Source organism: Pseudomonas sp. FA-1 (assembly GCF_056856075.1).
On record NZ_JBWXTH010000009.1, the window covers coordinates 37,415 to 54,273 of the forward strand.

General features: G+C 60.4%; 17 protein-coding genes and 1 riboswitch. Of the genes, 10 read left to right on the top strand and 7 right to left on the bottom strand.

Annotation, left to right across the window (positions count from 1 at the left end):
• Positions 1-73: 73 nt before the first annotated feature.
• From AC1MHZ_RS16700 to AC1MHZ_RS16710, 3 genes are all read left to right on the top strand, one after another.
• Positions 74-316, top strand: coding sequence for a hypothetical protein (locus tag AC1MHZ_RS16700; RefSeq protein WP_084857852.1), 243 nt, complete (start codon positions 74-76; stop codon positions 314-316).
• Positions 313-1,101 (top strand): exodeoxyribonuclease III, encoded by a 789-nt coding sequence (xth, locus tag AC1MHZ_RS16705; protein WP_084857853.1) that lies wholly within the window; start codon positions 313-315, stop codon positions 1,099-1,101. The genes AC1MHZ_RS16700 and xth overlap by 4 nt, the downstream gene beginning before the upstream one ends.
• An 89-nt stretch (positions 1,102-1,190) precedes the next feature.
• On the top strand, positions 1,191-2,759 hold the full coding sequence (locus tag AC1MHZ_RS16710; RefSeq protein WP_368828953.1) for a sensor domain-containing diguanylate cyclase: 1,569 nt from the start codon (positions 1,191-1,193) through the stop codon (positions 2,757-2,759).
• A gap of 4 nt (positions 2,760-2,763) precedes the next feature.
• On the opposite strand, the gene AC1MHZ_RS16715 is transcribed toward AC1MHZ_RS16710, so the two are convergent.
• Both AC1MHZ_RS16715 and AC1MHZ_RS16720 read right to left on the bottom strand, forming a co-directional pair.
• The gene (locus AC1MHZ_RS16715) at positions 2,764-3,279 is read right to left on the bottom strand and encodes a GNAT family N-acetyltransferase (RefSeq protein WP_482966636.1); all 516 of its coding nucleotides are present in this window, start codon (positions 3,277-3,279) and stop codon (positions 2,764-2,766) included.
• 66 nt (positions 3,280-3,345) lie between these two features.
• Positions 3,346-4,053 (bottom strand): MgtC/SapB family protein, encoded by a 708-nt coding sequence (locus AC1MHZ_RS16720; RefSeq protein ID WP_084857856.1) that lies wholly within the window; start codon positions 4,051-4,053, stop codon positions 3,346-3,348.
• A 460-nt stretch (positions 4,054-4,513) separates the two neighbouring features.
• Here AC1MHZ_RS16720 and AC1MHZ_RS16725 point away from each other — a divergent pair, with 460 nt between their 5' ends.
• On the top strand, positions 4,514-4,984 hold the full coding sequence (locus AC1MHZ_RS16725; protein ID WP_084857857.1) for a sterol desaturase family protein: 471 nt from the start codon (positions 4,514-4,516) through the stop codon (positions 4,982-4,984).
• Positions 4,985-4,989: 5 nt separating this feature from the next.
• On the opposite strand, the gene AC1MHZ_RS16730 is transcribed toward AC1MHZ_RS16725, so the two are convergent.
• The 4 genes from AC1MHZ_RS16730 to AC1MHZ_RS16745 form a co-directional block, all read right to left on the bottom strand.
• The gene (locus AC1MHZ_RS16730; RefSeq protein WP_465001093.1) at positions 4,990-6,012 is read right to left on the bottom strand and encodes a FecCD family ABC transporter permease; all 1,023 of its coding nucleotides are present in this window, start codon (positions 6,010-6,012) and stop codon (positions 4,990-4,992) included.
• Positions 6,012-6,980 carry an ABC transporter substrate-binding protein gene (locus AC1MHZ_RS16735; RefSeq protein WP_084857859.1) on the bottom strand — a complete coding sequence of 323 codons (969 nt, stop codon included), beginning with the start codon at positions 6,978-6,980 and terminating at the stop codon, positions 6,012-6,014. Before AC1MHZ_RS16735 ends, AC1MHZ_RS16730 begins: the two co-directional genes overlap by 1 nt.
• Positions 6,977-7,753 carry an ABC transporter ATP-binding protein gene (locus tag AC1MHZ_RS16740; RefSeq protein ID WP_482966637.1) on the bottom strand — a complete coding sequence of 259 codons (777 nt, stop codon included), beginning with the start codon at positions 7,751-7,753 and terminating at the stop codon, positions 6,977-6,979. Before AC1MHZ_RS16740 ends, AC1MHZ_RS16735 begins: the two co-directional genes overlap by 4 nt.
• A gap of 109 nt (positions 7,754-7,862) precedes the next feature.
• A riboswitch (cobalamin riboswitch) is annotated at positions 7,863-8,069 on the bottom strand.
• Positions 8,070-8,174: 105 nt separating this feature from the next.
• Complete coding sequence (locus AC1MHZ_RS16745) at positions 8,175-9,005, bottom strand: oxidoreductase (RefSeq protein WP_084857861.1); 831 nt, start codon at positions 9,003-9,005, stop codon at positions 8,175-8,177.
• A 127-nt stretch (positions 9,006-9,132) separates the two neighbouring features.
• Here AC1MHZ_RS16745 and AC1MHZ_RS16750 point away from each other — a divergent pair, with 127 nt between their 5' ends.
• Positions 9,133-10,023: a LysR family transcriptional regulator gene (locus AC1MHZ_RS16750; RefSeq protein ID WP_482966730.1), complete on the top strand. Its 891-nt coding sequence runs from the start codon at positions 9,133-9,135 to the stop codon at positions 10,021-10,023.
• 121 nt (positions 10,024-10,144) lie between these two features.
• Positions 10,145-10,666 carry a DinB family protein gene (locus AC1MHZ_RS16755; protein ID WP_482966638.1) on the top strand — a complete coding sequence of 174 codons (522 nt, stop codon included), beginning with the start codon at positions 10,145-10,147 and terminating at the stop codon, positions 10,664-10,666.
• Here AC1MHZ_RS16755 and AC1MHZ_RS16760 read toward each other — a convergent pair.
• Complete coding sequence (locus AC1MHZ_RS16760) at positions 10,656-11,573, bottom strand: LysR family transcriptional regulator (protein WP_084857864.1); 918 nt, start codon at positions 11,571-11,573, stop codon at positions 10,656-10,658. The two genes, AC1MHZ_RS16755 and AC1MHZ_RS16760, sit on opposite strands and share 11 nt — an antisense overlap.
• 222 nt (positions 11,574-11,795) lie before the next feature.
• On the opposite strand from AC1MHZ_RS16760, the gene AC1MHZ_RS16765 reads away from it, so the two are divergent.
• The 4 genes from AC1MHZ_RS16765 (at position 11,796) to AC1MHZ_RS16780 (ending at position 16,628) form a co-directional block, all read left to right on the top strand.
• Positions 11,796-12,281 (top strand): (2Fe-2S)-binding protein, encoded by a 486-nt coding sequence (locus AC1MHZ_RS16765; RefSeq protein WP_084857865.1) that lies wholly within the window; start codon positions 11,796-11,798, stop codon positions 12,279-12,281.
• Positions 12,278-14,455 carry a xanthine dehydrogenase family protein molybdopterin-binding subunit gene (locus AC1MHZ_RS16770; protein WP_482966639.1) on the top strand — a complete coding sequence of 726 codons (2,178 nt, stop codon included), beginning with the start codon at positions 12,278-12,280 and terminating at the stop codon, positions 14,453-14,455. The genes AC1MHZ_RS16765 and AC1MHZ_RS16770 overlap by 4 nt, the downstream gene beginning before the upstream one ends.
• 207 nt (positions 14,456-14,662) lie before the next feature.
• Positions 14,663-15,208, top strand: coding sequence for a hypothetical protein (locus AC1MHZ_RS16775; RefSeq protein WP_482966640.1), 546 nt, complete (start codon positions 14,663-14,665; stop codon positions 15,206-15,208).
• Between the two features lie 304 nt (positions 15,209-15,512).
• Complete coding sequence (locus AC1MHZ_RS16780) at positions 15,513-16,628, top strand: tyrosine-type recombinase/integrase (protein ID WP_482966641.1); 1,116 nt, start codon at positions 15,513-15,515, stop codon at positions 16,626-16,628.
• Positions 16,629-16,859 lie beyond the last annotated feature (231 nt).

A 16,859-nucleotide genomic window follows, 5' to 3' on the forward strand; every position in this document is an offset into this window, starting at 1 on the left:
GAGTGGTCATTGGGTTGAACGTTGCCGACAACCTGGGCTCAGACATTCAAAGGTTGCACCGAGGAGCCTGCCCATGAGCATCGAACGCAGCATTCCCGAGCTCGAAGCCTGGTACGCCCAGTACGATGACGCGAGCTATCGGCGCGAGTCGCCGGATGCCTACCACCATGAACTGATCCGTACCGCCGAAGCCCTGCGCGACGATGGCGCCATCGACTGGGACGACTGGCTGGCGCTTAAGGCCCTGGCCGACCAGGCCCATGGCCGTGCGCTTGAAGAAGCGGTGCAGGCCCATGTCGATGACCCTGACGCATGAAGACCTTGAAGATCGCCACGTTCAACATCAACGGCATCCGCAGCCGCCTGCCCGGGCTTCTGGCCTGGCTGGCGCGCGAGCAACCGGACATCGCCTGCCTGCAGGAACTCAAGGCCGCCGACAAGGATTTCCCGCGCGATGCCCTGGAGGCCGCAGGCTATGGCTGCCTGCACCACGGTCAGCCGTCCTGGAACGGCGTGGCCATCCTGGCCCGGGGTAGCGAGCCGCTGGAGGTACGACGCGGCTTGCCAGGCATGGAGGCGGACAGCCAGAGCCGGTACCTGGAGGCCGCGGCCCATGGGGTATTGGTGGCATGCCTGTACCTGCCCAACGGCAACCCCCAGCCTGGGCCGAAGTTCGACTATAAACTGCGCTGGTTCCACTGCCTGAACGCGCACGCTCAGGGGCTGCTGGACAGCGGCCACCCAACGGTGCTGGCAGGGGACTTCAACGTGGTACCCACCGACCAGGACATCTACAACACGCGCTCCTGGCTCAAGGATGCGCTGCTCCAGCCCGAGAGCCGTGAATGTTACCGCCAGCTGCTGGCCCAGGGCTGGAGCGACGCCATCCGCCAGTTGCACCCGCACGAGCAGGTCTATACGTTCTGGGACTACTTCCGTAACCATTGGCAGCGCAACGCGGGCCTGCGCATCGACCACCTGCTGCTCAGCCCCGAGCTTGTACCACGGCTGGAGGCCGCCGGGGTGGATGCCTGGGTGCGCAACGAGCCGAAGGCGAGCGACCATGCGCCGGTCTGGATCTCGCTGCAAACCGCGTCGTAGGCTAGCGCAAAGGTGCCAAGCGTTGTTCGCGTGCCTGGCACGCTGTTCTATAGTCATAGGCGGCGAGGGCGGGACAACAAGGGACTGTAATGGCTGCAAGCAGGAAACCGCACGAGGAGGGGCTTTTGGCGATCACCGGCGAAGGCCGGGCTGTCGCGTTGTTCCGCCTGGTGTTGAGCTTCATGGCCGTGGTGATGCTGGCTTTCGTCTCGGTCGAAAGCTGGCGCATCGCCCGTGACTACCGCCATGCGTCGCTGAATGCAGAGGACGCAGTGATCAACCTGGCCAGGGCCACCGCTCAGCACGCCGAAGATGCGATTCGCCAGGTCGACGCCATTAGCGCAGCGTTGGCCGAACGGCTCGAAGGCGATGGCTTCGCCAACCTGGACCGGCCGCGCTTGCATGCCTTGCTCAAGCAGCAGAAGGCCATCATGCCGCAGTTGCACGGCCTGTTCGTCTACGACGCCGAGGGCCGCTGGGTGGTAACCGACCGGGCCTCGACACCCAAGCACGCCAACAATGCCGACCGCGATTACTTCATCTATCACCGCACCCATACCGGCCGAGGCGTGCGTATCGGTTCGGTGGTGCGCAGCCGTTCCACGGGTGACCTGGTGATCCCGATCTCTCGGCGCCTGGACCACCCGGACGGCCGTTTCGCCGGGGTGCTGCTGGGCACCATCAAAGTGGACTGGTTCGTACGCTACTACGGCGACTTCAAGATCGACGAACGCGGCGCACTGGTACTGGCCAAGCGTGATGGCACCATCCTGGTTCGGCGGCCGTTCGTCGAGCAGGTAGTGGGGCGCAGCCTGGCGGACAGCGAGATCTTCCGCAACCACCTGCCTTACGCCGACCAGGGCGTGGCCGAGGCGGTGGCAGTGGTCGACGGTACCCCGCGGCTGTATGCCTACCGGGCACTGTCGAGCTACCCACTGGTGGTGGAAGCAGGTTTGTCGCGGGAGTCGATCCTCGCCCCGTGGCGCCACGACATGCTCAAGTCGGTCGCCGTGCTGCTGCTGTTGCTGGTGGGGCTGGCGACCTTCGGTTGGGTGGTGCTGCGCCAGCTACGCGAGCGCATCGTCATCGAGCGCGCCTTGCACCAGGCGCACCAGACCCTCAAATCCCTGGCGCTGACCGACAGCCTGACAGGCCTGGGTAACCGGCGCCGGCTCGACGGTGTATTCGACGCGGAGATCCGCCGGGCACGCCGTCAAGGCTACCCGTTGGCGCTGGTGATGATGGACCTGGACTACTTCAAAGCCTACAACGACCGCTATGGCCACCCCGGCGGCGATCAGTGCCTGCGACGCGTGGGCGAAGTGCTGCGCCATGCGCTGAAGCGCCCAGGCGATCTGGCGGTGCGCTATGGCGGCGAGGAGTTCACCTTGCTGCTACCGAACACCGACGCCCAGGGTGCAGTGGCGATCGTGCAGGAGATCCTGGCCTTGCTGCGCCGGCAGATGATCGAACATGCCGGCAGCCCGCTGGGGCATGTCACCGCCAGTGCGGGCATCGCGGTGGGGTACCCAGGGCCTGAAACGATCACGCCGGAAAACCTGATGGCGACGGCAGATAGCGCCCTGTACGAGGCCAAACGCCAAGGGCGGGACCGCTATCAGCTGGCCACTGGTGCGCTGACCGGCACCCATTCGTGAGCGATCAAGCCGCCGGCACGATCGTCAATGCCATCGCGCAGCGCCCAGTCAGGCCGTGAGCGCGTTCGGCCTGCAGGATGTCGCCCAGGCGGGCGTCCAGTTGTGCCGGCTCGATGATTTTGAACCCGTGCCGGGCGTAGAACGGCGCGTTCCAGGGGACCTCGGCGAAGGTCGTCAGGGTGGCGACCCGCTTGCCGTGGCTCCGCGCGATGCTGATTGCTTGCTGGAGCAGGGCGCGCCCCAGCCCTAGGCCCTGGGCCTGCGCGCATACCGACACTTCGTGGATATGCAGCCAGTCGTGTGCCTGCTCGGTGCAGATGAAACCTTGCGGGCAGTCGTTGCCGTCCACCGCCACCCAGCTGCCTTGCCCGACAATGAAGGCCCGGTGGGCGTTTTCGTCCAGCACATCGCCAGTGGCCAGCCAAGCCAGGTCAGGCAAACGCAGGAAGGCCTGGGCCGCCGAGCGCTCGATGGCGGCAAGCAAGGGGACATCATGAAGGCGGGTAGGGCGAATGTGCATGGGTGGTCCCTGACAAAACGCCCAGTCTGCGAGCCCTGCCGCGCCAAGGCAAGGCTCGCCAGCGGCTCATTCGCCGACCAGCTCGCGCAGCTGCCAGCGCACCGAGCTGACGCCTTTCTCGAGGCTTACCCGGCTGACCAGGCGTTCCAGCTGGGTAGGGGCCTGCGGTGTACCGAGCAGCTCGGCGCGCACCTCAAGGCGCGCGGGGTTGGCCAGGTCTTCGCTGTGCAGCGACTGCAGGCGCAGGCCGGGGTCGCTGAGGCTGTGCAACATCAGGCTGCGTACCTGGATTTCGTCCTCGGCGCGGCAGACGATGCGGACCTCGAAACGCTGCTCCACCTCGCTGGCCGGCAGTACCTCCTGGCGGTCCAGGCGCTGGGCGATGTCACGCAGCAGGATATTGGCACACAGCACCACCAGGCTGCCCAATGCCGCCTCGAGCAGCAGGCCCAGGCTGCACAACACACCGATGGCGGCCGTGCACCAAAGCGTGGCGGCGGTGTTCAGGCCACGGACATTGAAGCCGTCGCGCATGATCACGCCACCGCCGAGAAAGCCGATACCAGACACCACATAGGCGGCGATACGCGAGGCATCGGTGGGCGCCATGCCAGGCACCGCCTGGGTCATGAGCACGAACAGGCAGGCGCCGGTGCTGACCAGCGCATTGGTGCGCAGGCCGGTCAGGCGCTGGCGCAGTTGACGTTCGGCACCGATCAGGGCGCCGAGTACCAGGGCTACGCTGACGCGCAGCAGAAAGACTTTCCAATCCATAGCAAACCTCATTTCCCGGGCATATGCCCGTGGGGCGCCGCCACCTGCGGCGCAACTGAAAACAACGAGTGCGAGGACCACATGCCCGCGTGCCGGGCACGGGAGCAGGAAGGAAAGAAGGGGAGACATCGACCCGCCTGGGCCGTGATGAACCACCGTCTACCGTGTGCGGCAAGACAGTGGCAGGAGGGCTGCCGGACTAGCTCGCCGTGTGGGCCTGTCGCAATCGACTGGGGCTACTGTCCAATGCAGGACTCCTGTTGTGGGATGCAAAACTGCGCCGCGGACCTTACGCCTGGCGCCAGGCAGGGTCAAGGACAGTTGCGTGACAATTGCGCGATCTGGGAAATTTCCTTCATGAAACTGGATGTTCGGCGACCGGACTTTCATGAAAAAGGCCTCTGAAGCGCGCCCAGGCGGTGTTAACCTTGCGCCCTTCGTTACAACCTCGGACCGTTACATGCTGTTCAATCTCGCCATCCTGTTCGGCACGCTGGTGGCCATGGAAGGCGTCGGCACGCTGGCCCACAAGTACGTCATGCATGGCTGGGGCTGGTGGCTGCATCGCTCGCACCATGAGCCCCACCTGGGCATGCTGGAGACCAACGACCTGTACCTGGTGGCACTCGCCCTGATCGCCTCGGGCCTGGTCGCCCTGGGCAAGGCCGGGTATGCGCCGCTGCAATGGGTCGGCGCTGGCGTGGCGGGCTACGGCGTGCTGTATGTACTGGCCCACGATGGCTTCTTCCACCGCCACTGGCCCCGGGCGCCGAAGCCGGTGAACCGCTACCTGCGACGCCTGTATCGGGCCCATCGGCTGCACCACGCGCTGCCCGGGCGCAAGGGCAGCGTGTCGTTCGGGTTCTTCTATGCACCGCCTTTGCGGGTGCTCAAGCGCCAGGTACGCGAGCGTCGGGCACAAGGCCTGTAGACACGTCAGGGCTTGCGGCGCAGCATCAGGATGAAGAACATGCCGCCGATGGCGGCGGTGGCGATGCCGATGGGCAGGTCCTGGGGCGCGATCAACGTACGTGCGCCGATGTCCACCCAGACCATGAACAGCGCCCCGAGCAAGGCACAGGCCGGGAGCAGCCGTCGATGTTCGGCGCCTACCAGCCGGCGGGCGACATGGGGCAGCATCAGGCCGACAAAGCCGATGGCCCCGGACAATGACACCAGCACGCCTGTGAGCAGCGCACACCCCACGAACACATGGGCTCTTACCCGACGGGGCTCGAAGCCCAGGCTGACGGCTGTCTGTTCGCCGCTCATCAAACCATTGAGGGCCCGCGCCAGGCTCATCAGCAAGGCAAAGCCCGCCAGCACGCACAGTGCCGGCAGCCACAGCAGCGACCACTGCGCCAGGCCCAGGCCGCCCAGCATCCAGAACATCACCGAGCTGGCCGCATGTGGGTCGCCGGTGTAGAGCAGCAGGTTGGCCAGGGCCATGATCACGAAGGACACGGCCACCCCAGCGAGCAGCAGCCGGTCGCTGTCCAGGCGCCCGCGTCGGCTGGCCACCGCCAATACCAGCAGCATGCTGGCGAGCGCGCCGATGAACGCCGCCAGCGGCAGGCTGAACGGGCCGGCGAAGGCGCCCAGGAACAGCACCACCAGGACCGCGCCCAGCACCGCACCGGAACTGACCCCGAGCAGATGCGGGTCTGCCAGCGGGTTGCGGGTCACGGCCTGCAATGCACCACCGACCAAGGCCAGGCCTGCACCCACCAGCGCACCGAGCAGCACCCGCGGCGCGCGGATCTGCCAGACGATCTGTGCCTGGCCCCGGCTCCATCCTCCTGGGTCGACCAGGCCTGCCTGTTGCAGCACGATGCCCAGCACATCGGCCAGGGGTACCTGGGCAGCACCGAACCCCAGAGACACCAGACACGAGCACAGCATTGCCATCAGCAGCGCGACGAGCAACAACCGGTAGGCGCGACGATCACGTACCGGCATCACTGCAGCGTGCCTGCGAACAGGCGGGGATGCAGCGCCGCTGCCAACTGCTCGATGGCGCTGGCGTTGTCCACCGATGGGGTGACTTGAATATAGGAGAGCACCACGAAACGTCGTTCGCGGATGGCCGTCACTTCGCCTAGGGCCGGGTGCGCGAGCAGGAAATCGCGCTTCTGTTGCCAGGAGGTCGGGCCGTAGTCGACGATCACGATCACCTGCGGGTCGCGCTCCACCACGCTTTCCCAGTTCACTTCGGTCCAGCTGGCGTTGACATCGGCCATTACATTGTCACCGCCGGCCGCCTCGATCAGCGCTTGGGGCATGCCGAGGCGGCCGGAGGTGGTGGGGCGGTCTTCGCCGCTGTCATAGAGGAATACACGGGGAGCCTGGGGCTCAGCGGCGACCTGCGCCTGCACGCGCGCCACGCGCTGGCGCAGGGTGGCGATCAGGGCCTGGGCCTGCTGGCGAACGTCGAAGATGCGCCCCAGGTTGTCCAGGTCCCGGTACAGGTCATCGAGGCTGGCGCGGTGTTGGGGCATGACCCGCGAGCAGGACTCGCTGAGCTCGTACACCGGGATGCCGAACGGTGCCAGGGCCTGTGGCGTGACCGGGCCGCCCACGTACATGCCGTAGCCCCAGCCGGCAAAGAGGAAGTCGACGTTCGCATCGAGCAGGGTTTCCACCGATGGGTAGCGCGGGGCGAGTTCCGGCAGGCCGTCCAGGGCACCCGTCATGGTAGGGTCAAGGGTCTTCCAGCCACTGATGCCGGTGAAGCCAACCATACGCTCGCGCAACCCCAGGGCCAGCAGCATGCCGGTCAGGTTGCTGTCGTGGCTCACCGCCCGCTGGGGCGGCTGGCTGAAGGTGACATCACGCTCGCAGCTGCGCACGGTCACGGGGTAGTCGCCTGCCCAGGCGACGAAGGGCAGGGCGGCCAGCAGGGCCAGGCAGGTGAGGCTTCGCTTCATGCGGGGCTGATCCAGGTGATGCGTGGGTGAAAGGCCACGGGGTGACGGTCGACCAGTGCCCGTACGCCGAAGACTTCGGCCAGGCACTGTTCGGTCAGTACCTCGGCCGGGGGGCCGTGGGCAACAATGCGACCGGCCTCGATGACATACAGCCGGTCACAGAAGGCCGCAGCCAGGTTCAAATCGTGGAAACTGGCGAGCAGGCTCAGGCCGGTGGCGCGCAAGTGCTCCAGCAAGGCCAGCTGGTAGCGGGGGTCCAGGTGGTTGGTGGGTTCGTCGAGGATCAACAGGCGCGGTTGCTGGACCAGCGCGCGAGCCAACAGCACGCGCTGCTTCTCGCCGCCGGACAACGGGGTAAAACCATGATCGCCGCGCGCTTGCAGGCCCAGGCGATGCAGGCTGGCGTCCACCAGCGCATCGTCATCGTCGCTGTCGAACCATCCCTGGTGCGGCGTGCGGCCCATGGCGACCACATCGCGTACGCTCAGGCCGAAATCCTCGGGAAACTCTTGGAGCATCACCGCGACGCGTTGTGCCACCCAGCGCGCCGGGCGCTGCCAGATGTCCTCGTTTTCGAGCAGCACGCGCCCGTCATCAGGCCGTGTGAAGCGATAGGCGCAGCGCAGCAGGCTGGTCTTGCCGCTGCCGTTGGGGCCGATCAGGCCGACGCATTCACCGGGGCGTACCTCCAGGTCAATGCCGTCGAGCAGCCGCCGGCCACCAGGCGATGGCGCCCAGTGCAAACCTTCGAGACGCAGGGTAGGGGCAGACATGACGAGCAACCGTACCGGGAATGAATGTAACCCGACGATGACGGCGCGCAAGGGAATCGCGGGCAGGCTGCTGCCCCAAGACCGGCCCGCGCCCGCCCACCGCGGGAGTTGCCAAACGAGGTGACAGGCCGGTCTCCGGGCTTGCGAGAGGCGTGAGGCATTCACCTTCCCATGCCGGTGGCACAGTGGCGTATCGAATGCATCGCTCGCTTACCGTTGCGGGGGCAGCGCCGGACTGATCGCACAAGGCGAGGCACCGGCTTCCCGTTTAATCCCCGGCACGGCGGCAGGGGACACCTGAAACTGGGGCGCATCTGAGCATTTATGCGAAGGGGAGTCAACTTGCAGGGCGGTCGTTCTGGCGTCGCAGGCAGCCAAAACCTGAACCGGCGCACCCGGTTCAGGTTTGGCGCGCGGCAGCTTACGAGACGAAGTCGGTGGAAAGAGACAGTGTCCGCCACTGCTCCAGTTCATGTTCGACTGCGCGGTTCTTGGCCTCGACGCGCGCCACGGCGTCGCTGCCCAGGGCCAGACGCAGCGGTGGATTGGCTACACTCGCCAGCACCATCAAAGCCTCGGCCAGTTTCGCAGGGTTGCCGGGCTGAGCGTGGTTGGCTGCTTCGGCATGATTGCGCATGACGCCGACGGTGGCGGCATAATCGGGCAGCTCCAAAGCTGTTTTCACCAACGATTGCTCATCGAGGAAATCGGTGCGGAAAAAACCTGGCTCGACCACGGTTACCTTGATCCCCAATGGGGCCAACTCCTGATGCATCGCTTCACTGATGCCTTCGACGGCGAACTTGGTCGAGCCATAAACGCCCCAGCCCATATAGGCTTGGTAGCCACCCAGCGATGAGATGTTGATGACATGGCCGCTGCGTTGACGGCGCATATGGGGCAATACCGCACGGGTGACGTTGAGCACGCCGAAGACGTTGGTGGCGAACAGCCGCTCGGTTTCGCTGGCGCTGGTTTCTTCGACCGCGCCGAGCACGCCGAACCCGGCATTGTTGACCAGCACGTCGATTTGCCCGAAATGCTTGATGCCGGCAGCGACCGCTGCGTGGGCTTCCTCCTCGCGGGTCACATCCAGGCGCACCGCCAGCAGGTTCGGATGCTGACCGAGTCGGGCCTCGATGTCTTCTGGTTTACGTGCCGTTGCAATGACTGCATCGCCAGCCGCCAGGGCCTGTTGGGCGATCAGGGTGCCGAAACCACGGGAAGCGCCAGTAATGAGCCAAGTACGCATATCAACTCCTCCTGTATCCGACCCTGCACCATGCGGGCCTTCTCGATGAGTTGATTGAACTTTAAAATCTCTTGATTCCTGTGATAATCCCATGAATATCACATGGGCCTTTGAGTGGTTTTCATCAATGAAACCGACCAGCACCGCCGACCTGTCGCTTTTCCTGTGCATTGCCCGGCACCTGAATTTCAGTCGTGCAGCGGTCGAGCTCGGCCTTACGCCCTCGGCCTTGAGCCATGCGCTGCGAGCTCTGGAAACCCGCCTGGATGTTCGCTTGTTCAACCGCACCACGCGCAGTGTGGCACTTACCGACGCAGGGGAGCGTCTTTACCAAAGGCTGCAACCGGCCTTTCGCGACATCGCCGACGCCCTGGAAGACCTCAATAATTTTCGTGACAAACCGTCTGGCAACCTGCGCATTACCGCTGGGCGCGCAGCCGCGGAGCTTGCACTGCTTCCACTGGCCCAGCCTTTTCTCGATGCATACCCGGATGTACACCTGGAAATCGTCAGTGACGACGCGTTAGTGGACATGGTGGGCACCGGCTTTGATGCTGGTGTACGCCTGGGTGAGCGGTTACAAGCCGATATGGTCTCATTGCCCATTGGCCCTTATCTGCGCTCGGTGGTGGTCGGCTCGCCCGCGTTCTTCGAACGCCATTTCACCCCGCAACACCCACAAGACCTGAAAAAACTACCTTGTATCGGGCACCGTTTTCCCAGTGGCGCGCTTTACCGATGGGAGTTCGAGCGGGGAGGTGTCCAACTGGAGGTCGATGTCCGAGGCCCGCTGATACTGGGTGATGTGAGCTTGATGCTGGCGCCTGCCTTACAAGGCATCGGCCTGGCCTATGTGTTCGAGGACATGGTCAAGGAACATCTGGAGCGAGGCGATCTGCAGCAGGTTTTGGGCGATTGGTGCCACTACTATCCGGGACTGCACCTGTATTACCCAAGCCGGCGGCAGGTGCCAGCGGCATTGAAAGCCTTCATCGAGTTCGTACGGGAACATCGCTAGCGGGAGCGCGGGCCAGTACAGCGTCGTCGACTGGATCGGCGTAGTGATCTATACCCAATAGACGTTTGCAGCGTACACCGCCGCTCCGGGAAAGACGTCGTTGCTCGCCAGGAGGTTTGCCGTGATAAACCTGCCCACCACCCAACTGCTGACCCGCTACAAACGCTGGGCTGACCAGCTGCTTTTCGCCAGCCTGGCCTCCCTGGCACCCGAGGAGCTGACCCGGCAACGCGCTGGACCGATGAAAACCATGATCGCCACGCTCAATCACATCTATGTGGTAGACCGCATCTGGCAGGCCCATCTTGAAGGACGGCTGCATGGGTTTTCGTCACGCCAGGCCATGCCTTACCCGCAACTCGATGAGTTGTGGGGCGCTCAACAGGAGGTGGACGACTGGTTTGTCGACTGGGGCACCGGGCAGACGGAGGCTTCATTGAAGCGCTCAATCGACTTCGCATTCGTCTCTGGCAACCAGGGAACCATGACCGCTGGCGGCATGTTGCTGCATGTAGTCAACCATGGGACCTATCACCGCGGTTGGCTGGTGCAGATGTATTTCGAAATTCCCGCCATACCGCCGATGACTGATTTGTCGATTTACCTCACCGAGGCCGCCCCGTCGTGTGACATCAAGTGCTAGACGCAGGTTGCCCCATGTGCTCGATGATTTTGGCGCGTAGCCAGCGCTCGGCGGGGTCGTTGTCCGTGACTTCGCCCCAGACCATGGACAGTTCTGATGTGGCGATAGGGAAGGGCGCATCCTCGGCGCGCAGTTGACTGCCGTCGATCAGCGCTGCCGCCGCGTAGTCCGGAACGCAGGCCAGTAGCTGGGTGCCCGCCAGGATCGACCGTAAGCCACTGAACTGAGGAACTGCCAGCACCACGCGTCGAGTGCGGCCAACACGGGCCAGGTCATTGTCGATATTGCCGCACAGATCACCTGAGAACGATACCAAGGCATGGGGACGCTCACTGAAATCATCCAGGCTCAGGGGCTCACTGCAATCATCGCCACGCAACACTTTGACTGCCATGTCGCGTAGCTTGCGACGCTTGGCATTGGCGGGGAGTTCCGTGGTGTAGCTGACTCCGACAGAAATTTCGCCCGAAGCCAGCATTCCGGACATCAAAAGAAAATTCACCCGCCGGACCACGATGACCACATTCGGCGCTTGCTCACGGATGTGTTTCAGTAGGTGGGGGAACAGGCCGAATTCGGCATCATCGGAGAGGCCGATGCGGAACGTATCGCGGTTGGTGGCCGGGTCGAAGTCCCGGGCCCGGCTCACGGCGCTGGAGATAGTATCCATCGCGGGCTGCAGCTCCCGCAGAATCGCCAAGGCACGCAAGGTCGGTTCGAAGCTTCTGCCGTTTCGGACCAATAATGGGTCGTCAAAGAGATCGCGCAGGCGGGCCAGTGCGGCACTCACCGCCGGTTGACCAAGAAATAGTTTTTCTGCAGCGCGGGTGAGGTTTCTTTCGAACATCAACGTTTCGAAGACCACCAGCAGGTTCAAGTCGATACGGCGCAGCTCGTTGCGGTTCATCCTGGCTCCTTTCTGGGGCGGTGTCCAGGCAACAAGTATCGTGCAAGCGGTGCAAATTGCAGGGTTGGCTTGCGTGATTAAACATCGATCGGGTCGTCGGTTTTTATCCTTTTGCGCTGCCTTCCATAAGCGCGATCTCGACCTAAGCTCATGTATTGTTCCGCACGCCTGTGTCGAAGCCACTCAGGCGCGAATACCCGTGTGCCACATGAGGGCGATTCGATGACTCAAACGCTAAGGATCAATGGAACCGAACATCAGGTCGACGTTGATGACGACACACCATTGCTGTGGGTACTCAGAGACGTACTTGGTATGACGGGGACCAAGTTCGGTTGCGCAATGGCATTGTGTGGCGCCTGTACCGTGCATATGAATGGTGTCGCCATTCGCTCATGCGTTACGCCTGTCGGCAGTCTGGCGGGGGCGAGCATCACGACGATAGAAGCAGTAGGTGATACCGATGTAGGCCGTCGTGTGCAGCAAGCATGGCTCGAACACGAGGTCGTTCAATGCGGCTACTGCCAATCAGGGCAGATCATGGCCGCAACGTCATTGCTCGCCAGCAATGCGAACCCCAGCGATGCCGATATCGATGCCTCCATGGCAGGCAATATCTGCCGTTGCGGCACTTATGTACGCATTCGAGAGGCAATAAAGACGGCTGCAAGCAAATCTCGGCCTAGCAACATGGAGGCCAAATCATGAGCATCCAGAACCTGATGCCCTCATCTTCTCCTGAAGGGGTCAGCCGTCGCGGTTTCCTCCGAGCCAGTGCTGCACTCGGCGGCGGGTTGTTGATCGGTATCTCGCTACCTGGATTTGCGGGTTCGTCGCAAGGCCAGGATTCGAACTTCACTCCCAATGCCTATATTCGGATCGAGCCCAGCGGCAAGGTTGTATTTGTCATTCAGCCGGTGGAGATGGGGCAGGCCACTTACACGTCAATGCCAGCGCTCATAGCGGAGGAACTGGAAGTAGGGCTCGACCAGATCATTGTCGAACATGCCCCGGCGGACGACACGCGCTACGCCAACCCGGCACTGGGCTTCCAGGTGACGGGAGGATCGACATCGGTGCCTGCGAACTGGAAGCCGCTACGTGAAGCGGGAGCGGCAGCTCGTATGTTATTGATCAGCGCAGCGGCCAATCAGTGGGGGGTGGCTGCGGACAGCTGCAAAGCAGAAAACGGATCGGTGTTTCATCCGGCCAGTGGCCGGAAGCTTGGCTATGGAGAGGTCGCCGGTGCAGCTGCGAAACTGCCCATTCCAGATACATTGGCTCTCAAACCATCCAGTGAATTCAAGCTCATTGGTACTCCCGCCAAACGGACCGACGGGCAGGATAAGGTTACGGGCAAGGCAGTGTTCGGCATCGACGTTCGGCCGGAAGGCATGAAAGTCGCTGCAATCACGATTTGCCCTGTTGTTGGAGGCACGCTGAAAGCGGTCGAGCCAGGCCCGGCCATGGCCATCAAGGGCGTTCGGCAGGTCATAAAAACCGATAATTCGGTAGCGGTGGTCGCAGATCACATGGGGGCCGCGCGCAAAGGGTTGGCTACATTGCAGATCCAATGGGACGGCGGCCAGAACGCATCGGTGTCGAGCGAACAAATGCTTGAGGCGATAAAAAAAGCGTCGATGCAACCCGGTCGGCAATCCCGCAAGGAGGGTGATGCAGAAGGGGTGCTCAAGACCGCCACCCGGAAGGTAGATGCGGTTTACCAGGTTCCATTCCTGGCCCATGCCTGTATGGAACCGGTGAATTGCACGGTACATGTGCGTAAGGATGGTTGCGAACTCTGGGTCGGTAGCCAGGTACCGGCGCGTGCAAAGGCGATTGCTGCAGAGCTCACTGGGCTGCCCGAGGATAAGGTGGAGGTACATAACCAATTGCTGGGAGGTGGCTTTGGCCGACGCCTGGAAGTCGATTTTGTAGCCCATGCCGTAAAGATCGCCAAGCAAGTGGATTATCCCGTCAAGGTCATCTATTCACGGGAGGAAGATACGCGGCACAGTTCGCTGCGGCCGTACCATTACAACCACCTGAGCGCCGCGCTCGACGAGCAGGGCCGTCCCGTCGCGTGGGTCCACAAAGTAACCGGCGGCTCCATCTTGGCGCGTTGGTTGCCTGCCGCCTTCAAGGACGGCATCGATCGAGATGCGGTACGCGACCCTTCCGGTCCGTACGCATTTCCCAATATCAGTGCCTATTACGTACGCCACGAACCTCCTGAAGGGATTTACCCCGCATTTTGGCGTGGTGTGGGCCATACCCAAAACGGTTTCATGGTGGAAAGTTTCTTGGATGAGCTGGCACATATCGCCAAGACTGACCCGTTTGAGTATCGCTACCCGTTGCTTGAAAAACATCCGCGGTTGCTCAAGGTGCTTGAGACGCTGCGCGACAAATCGGGCTGGGGCACGCCAATGGGCAATAGGGAAGGGCGCGGGTTGGCCCTTACTTATTGTTTTGGTACTTATGCCGCCCAAGTGGCTGAAGTCAGTGTCCAGCCCTCGGGGGAGGTCAAGGTGAAACGGATCACCAGTGTGGTGGATTGCGGCATTGCGATAAACCCGGACAGCGTAGTGGCGCAAATGCAAGGAGGCACCATCTTCGGGCTGACGGCGGCGTTGTTCGGAGACATTACCTTCAAGGACGGGCGGGTCGAACAAGGCAATTTCGATACGTATCGGATCTTGCGCATCAACGAGACGCCGCATTTCGATGTACACATCATCAAGAGCGAGGACGCGCCCGGTGGCCTGGGTGAAGTCTCCACTGTCCTGATTGCACCTGCGGTCACCAATGCAATATTTGCCGCCACAGGCAAACGCCTTCGCCGATTGCCGATTGACCCGAGTGAGTTGCGCCAGGCTTGACGGACACGGCTTACCTGCCACAGCGTTCGTGGCGGGTGAGCAGCTCGAAGAAAATATAGGGAATTCAAGGTTCCAGAGGTGGCCAGACTCATAACTCGACTAAATGAATATTTAGTGTAGTTATTCCTTGGAGTCATAGGATAAAGGGAGGGTAGTTCACCTGGTGAGCTACCTTCGGCGTCATTGACCATCGAGGATTACCACTCAATGACTCATTTTCCAGGCTGGATGCTTGAAAGCGCCCATAACTACCTCAAGGCCGCTGAGCTTCTACACGCCCAAAACCTCCCACATGTCGCCATGGTCAATGCGGCGATCGGTATGGAAATCCTGCTGAAAAGCTTTATTTCCTTGCCAGATCAGCACCAAGGTACTTCTGGCGAAACCTACAAGCTCGACGTCGAAGCTCTCAAAACGGCCCACCAGCACCTGCAGTCAATCGGCAAGATTCCACCCAAACAAAAGCGTGATGCTCACGATCTGCTGACGCTGTTTCACGCGATGCCTGCGGCGATTCGAGAGCGCCTGGCCCTTAACAGCCAGGAACATTCATTCGAGCGGTATCGCGATGTGTTCACCAACAGCCGATATCAGTATGAGTCGGTCAGTTGCAAATTTTCCGATCCAGTGCTGATGGGGTTGCTGCGGTGGACATTGGCCAACGTGGTTGGCTACTACAAGGAGCGAGGCTCTCAGGATCCGTTCGTGCTGGGTTACATCGCTGAGGTCCAAGCTCTATCTGCAGCGCAGTGATCTAAGTGCTCAGAAGTAATTCAGTACAAAAACCTGATTAAAAAATCATCTATAAAACAGGCGCATGGCTGATTACTCTACAATCTATGCGAGGTTCATTCAAGCATTTATCTCCTAATACATTGAAGAAAACTATGAAATGAGAGGTTGATGGAAGTAAATTTTAAAACGGGCGTCAGATGAATTCCTTAAGACTTTAACGCTTTTTAGATAGTTACTCTATAGAGCAGCATCTACCCTGGGCTAGCTAAGTATCGGGAATGGCGCTATAGATAATCAACTATGCCCGATCGGGACTTGGCCCATGATTCACGATATCTATAGTGAAGGATTTCTAATCGCAGCAGGGTTATCACCAAATGCTATGAATTCGAGTGGCGCTGACTCTTTGGTGAGCGACTTTCAGTTGTTAAAGGATTGGATCAGTCAAGGTACGAAAAATTGTCAAACTCGGAGGGTAATGAAAAAAGAAATTGAACGCCTTATATTCTGGGCGAATGCTATAAGGCATAAGAGCATACTTGAGCTAACCCCGGCTGACCTTGCCAACTACGCAATATTCTTAGGGCAGCCAATGCCTGCTGCAATGTGGATATCTAAAATAAAATATCCCAAGTGCAATGACGCATGGCGTCCTTTTGCCGGCCCACTAAACGAAGCTTCGCGCCGATATGCGTTAGTGCAGATTGGTAGTTTCTTCAAATGGGCTGTGCAGAGCGGCTTGCTCGAATTTTCTCCGATGGAATCGCAAGAAAAACCAAGAATAGTCAAACTCATGTTCAGGCCACGACCACTTGCTCAAGAAGCTATTGCGGCATTGTTTGAAGTTATCAATGGTCATGGAAGCGTCAAAAAGAGATTAAGAGATAATTTGTTGCTTTCAGTCCTCTTGCAAACTGGACTGCTAACTTCAGAAGTAATAGCCGCAGACCTGGAGGATGTTAGCCGGGACGAAAATGGAGCCTGCTGGATAGCTGTAAAGGGTAAGCATGGTGAATTGCGAAAGCTTGCAATCACGTCTGAATTATTTTCATTGGTGGGCCACTATAAAACTCTATTTCTCTCTGAGCTAGAGCAAAAAATTGATAGTCCCATACCCTTGATACTGCCATTAACCGGGAAATTAAGGCGTCTACATAGCTCAACCGTACTGGCAATAATAAAAAAGATCGCAAGCCAAGCAATGCGACTGCTGCGAGAAAGAAGGCAGTGCGATGTTGCGGCGACACTTCAGCGTGCTAATGGATATATGTTGAGGCACTCATGCTTAGCCAGTATGGCCGCTACCAGAAATGTATATGAGTTAAAAAGAATTGCAGGGTATAAAGGGTTGGGCGTGACGGAGCAGTATTGTTATTGCTCTGACAATGAATTTCACAAAATAATAACGGCATGGACTCCTGCAATCTGCAAACGATAACGTGCAAATCTAATAGGCGGAAGGGATTGTGGATTTGTGGTGGTGTGCGCGATGCGATATATTTTTTTCGACTGGTAAATTCAGCCTTTATCAGGAAGTCATTCTCCGGTGCAGATCACCAATACTCTTGGTATCGTAATAGTGAATTACAGTATTCTGGGTTTTTGATAAAGGGATCCCGGTCAATATGAAACCTCCCCGGTCGCAGATATCATATAGTTGAAAAATAAG

Bases quoted from the DNA above. Each gene is read 5' to 3' on its own strand.
- AC1MHZ_RS16700 (WP_084857852.1), top strand. From the start codon at position 74: ATGAGCATCGAACGCAGCATTCCCGAGCTCGAAGCCTGGTACGCCCAG.
- xth (WP_084857853.1), top strand. From the start codon at position 313: ATGAAGACCTTGAAGATCGCCACGTTCAACATCAACGGCATCCGCAGC.
- AC1MHZ_RS16710 (WP_368828953.1), top strand. From the start codon at position 1,191: ATGGCTGCAAGCAGGAAACCGCACGAGGAGGGGCTTTTGGCGATCACC.
- AC1MHZ_RS16715 (WP_482966636.1), bottom strand. From the start codon at position 3,279: ATGCACATTCGCCCTACCCGCCTTCATGATGTCCCCTTGCTTGCCGCC.
- AC1MHZ_RS16720 (WP_084857856.1), bottom strand. From the start codon at position 4,053: ATGGATTGGAAAGTCTTTCTGCTGCGCGTCAGCGTAGCCCTGGTACTC.
- AC1MHZ_RS16725 (WP_084857857.1), top strand. From the start codon at position 4,514: ATGCTGTTCAATCTCGCCATCCTGTTCGGCACGCTGGTGGCCATGGAA.
- AC1MHZ_RS16730 (WP_465001093.1), bottom strand. From the start codon at position 6,012: ATGCCGGTACGTGATCGTCGCGCCTACCGGTTGTTGCTCGTCGCGCTG.
- AC1MHZ_RS16735 (WP_084857859.1), bottom strand. From the start codon at position 6,980: ATGAAGCGAAGCCTCACCTGCCTGGCCCTGCTGGCCGCCCTGCCCTTC.
- AC1MHZ_RS16740 (WP_482966637.1), bottom strand. From the start codon at position 7,753: ATGTCTGCCCCTACCCTGCGTCTCGAAGGTTTGCACTGGGCGCCATCG.
- AC1MHZ_RS16745 (WP_084857861.1), bottom strand. From the start codon at position 9,005: ATGCGTACTTGGCTCATTACTGGCGCTTCCCGTGGTTTCGGCACCCTG.
- AC1MHZ_RS16750 (WP_482966730.1), top strand. From the start codon at position 9,133: ATGAAACCGACCAGCACCGCCGACCTGTCGCTTTTCCTGTGCATTGCC.
- AC1MHZ_RS16760 (WP_084857864.1), bottom strand. From the start codon at position 11,573: ATGAACCGCAACGAGCTGCGCCGTATCGACTTGAACCTGCTGGTGGTC.
- AC1MHZ_RS16765 (WP_084857865.1), top strand. From the start codon at position 11,796: ATGACTCAAACGCTAAGGATCAATGGAACCGAACATCAGGTCGACGTT.
- AC1MHZ_RS16770 (WP_482966639.1), top strand. From the start codon at position 12,278: ATGAGCATCCAGAACCTGATGCCCTCATCTTCTCCTGAAGGGGTCAGC.
- AC1MHZ_RS16775 (WP_482966640.1), top strand. From the start codon at position 14,663: ATGACTCATTTTCCAGGCTGGATGCTTGAAAGCGCCCATAACTACCTC.
- AC1MHZ_RS16780 (WP_482966641.1), top strand. From the start codon at position 15,513: ATGATTCACGATATCTATAGTGAAGGATTTCTAATCGCAGCAGGGTTA.